Origin of the sequence: Streptomyces sp. SM11, from assembly GCF_002910905.1 — a bacterium.
Lineage (GTDB): Bacteria > Actinomycetota > Actinomycetes > Streptomycetales > Streptomycetaceae > Streptomyces.
The window spans coordinates 1-2,127 of the sequence record NZ_NEUE01000049.1; the positions used below are offsets into that span (position 1 = coordinate 1).

Annotated in this window: 2 protein-coding genes; both read right to left on the reverse strand. The window is 75.5% G+C overall.

Annotated features, from left to right (window positions below):
- Nucleotides 1-105 precede the first annotated feature (105 nt).
- On the reverse strand, nt 106-762 hold the full coding sequence (locus B9S58_RS02960) for an RDD family protein (RefSeq protein ID WP_103530585.1): 657 nt from the start codon (nt 760-762) through the stop codon (nt 106-108).
- A gap of 152 nt (nt 763-914) precedes the next feature.
- Nucleotides 915-2,127: RDD family protein (locus tag B9S58_RS02965; RefSeq protein WP_103530586.1), on the reverse strand; the 1,213-nt coding region annotated here is incomplete at its 5' end.

Genomic DNA, 2,127 nt, shown 5'->3' on the forward strand with positions numbered 1-2,127 from the left:
CGGCCTGGCCGCCGCCCGGACGCACCACGCCCTGGAGGGCATCGAGGCCCGCGAACGGGTCCCGGCGGGCCGCTCACGGGTTCGCTAGGGCTGTCCGGGACAGCCTTAGCGGGCGGCCACCACGACCGTCTTCGCCGCCTTGTCCTGGAGCCCCTGCCGGTAGGGCTTGTCGGTGAACATCAGCACGATGTTGATCAGCCACCACAGGCACGGGCAGCACAGCAGCGCCGGGGCCCACAGCACGACGGCCCGCATCAGCGCGGCCCCGGTGTCGGGCACCCGCCCGTCGTTGAGCATCGCGACGCGCAACTTCAGCAGCCGCTTGCCCACCGTGCGGCCGTCCTTGTGGGTGAAGTACGTGTCGTAGGCGACGTAGACCACCAGGCCGATGAGCGACCACAGCAACTGGCTCCCGCCGTACCCGTTGGCGACCGCGTCGCCGAACCCGTCGCCGCCGTCCCCGTTGACGTCGACCGCGCCGCCCCAGGGCAGCGAGATCAGATACAGCGGGATCGAGATGATGAGGAAGTCGATGAGCCGCGCCAGGATCCGCTTCCCCGGCTCGGCGAGCGGCGGCATCCCGGCCAGCGGATCGGGCGCCCCGAAGCCGCGGCCTCCGTAAGGATCGTTCGGCGGGGGAGGAGGCGGCGGCGCACTGCCGTACGGCTGACCCTCGGACGGCGGCGAGGGCTCCTGCGGCTTCTTGAGGAACGGATCGTCGTCCTCGGGCGGCTGGCCGGGCGTCGGCTGGTCGTTACTCATGGGGGCAGTGCATCCCGCACCACCGGGGCCCGCAACGGCTCAGGTGCGTTCGGGGGACACGGAGCGGCATACGAGCCTAAACGGGCATGTCGCCGCGCGCCCGGCCACGCGTCCCGACGACCGGCCCGGCACCCCGACCGGCCGGAAGCCGCTCAGCCGGCCACGAAGGTGCGGGCGGCCTTGTCGTGCCAGCACTGGCGCCAGGGGCGGTCGACCAGGCACCAGAGGACGTTGACCACGCCGATGACGAGCAGCCCCAGCACGCCGTAGACGAGCCAGCGGCGCAGGGCCGCGCCCAGGGTGGGCGCGTCGTGGGACTCGATGTCCCGAACGTCGAGCCCGCAGAGCTTCTTGCCCAGCGTCCGGCCCCACTTGGCCGTCGGCAGCGCCTCCAGGAGGAAGCCGGTGAGGAGGAACGCGGCGAGCAGCGCCCCCAGCAGCGCACCGGTGGTGGAGTCCAGCAGCCAGACGGTGACCGTCTCCCCCGTCTCCTTCGCCGCGGTGATCTTCCGGTCGATGTGGTCGAGCGCCCGGGTGGCCAGCGGGACCGCCGCCGCCCCGACCGCCGCGCCGAGGACGAGGCTGTCGACCAGCCGGGCGGCGAACCGCTTGCCGAGCCCGGCGGGCCGGGCCGAGGCCTGGTTGCGGGCGAGTTGCTGGAAGGGGTCGTCGACCGGCGGCTTCCAGGGCACGACGGGCTGGTCCGCCCCCGGGCCGGGTCCCTGCTGCTGGTGCGGCGGCTGTTGCTGCTGCGGCGGTTCGGACCGGGCCAGTTGGTGGACCTGCTGCGCCCAGGAGGCGGAGCCACCGCCGGGGCCGGGCGTCAGGGGCGTGTGCAGGGCCGCCGGAGGCACGGGGGTGGCGGCCGCGGGGGACGGCGTGGGTACGGAGGCGGCGGGGGCCTGGACCGGCCCCTGCCGCACCTCCTGCGGTGCGGGGAAGGGAGCGGGAGCAGGGCCCCGGGCCGGTGCGGGAGCCGGCGGCTGCGCCTGCTGCGCCCGCTGTGGCTGCTGTGGCTGCTGCGCCTGCGCCGGAAGGGCACGGGGCTCCGGATCCGGTGCGGGGCTGCTCTGCGCCGGGCCCGGGTTCTGCGGCGCACTCACGTTCCGCGGCCCCTGCGGCGTACCGGAGTTCGGCGGTGCCGGGTGGGGCTGTACGGCGTGGGGCACCGGAGCGCTCCCCCGTACCGCCTTCGACTGCGGCCCCACCGCGCGGATCGTGACCGTCCCGTCGGCCGGCGGACGTGCCCCGGCCTCCTCGGCGGACCGGCCGCCGCTCTCCCGCATCCCCGGCAGCGCGCCGCCGGTCGGGTCCTGGGCCAACGGTGCCCTCGGGTCGGCCGGCGGCGACGGGCGGCCGGCGGGA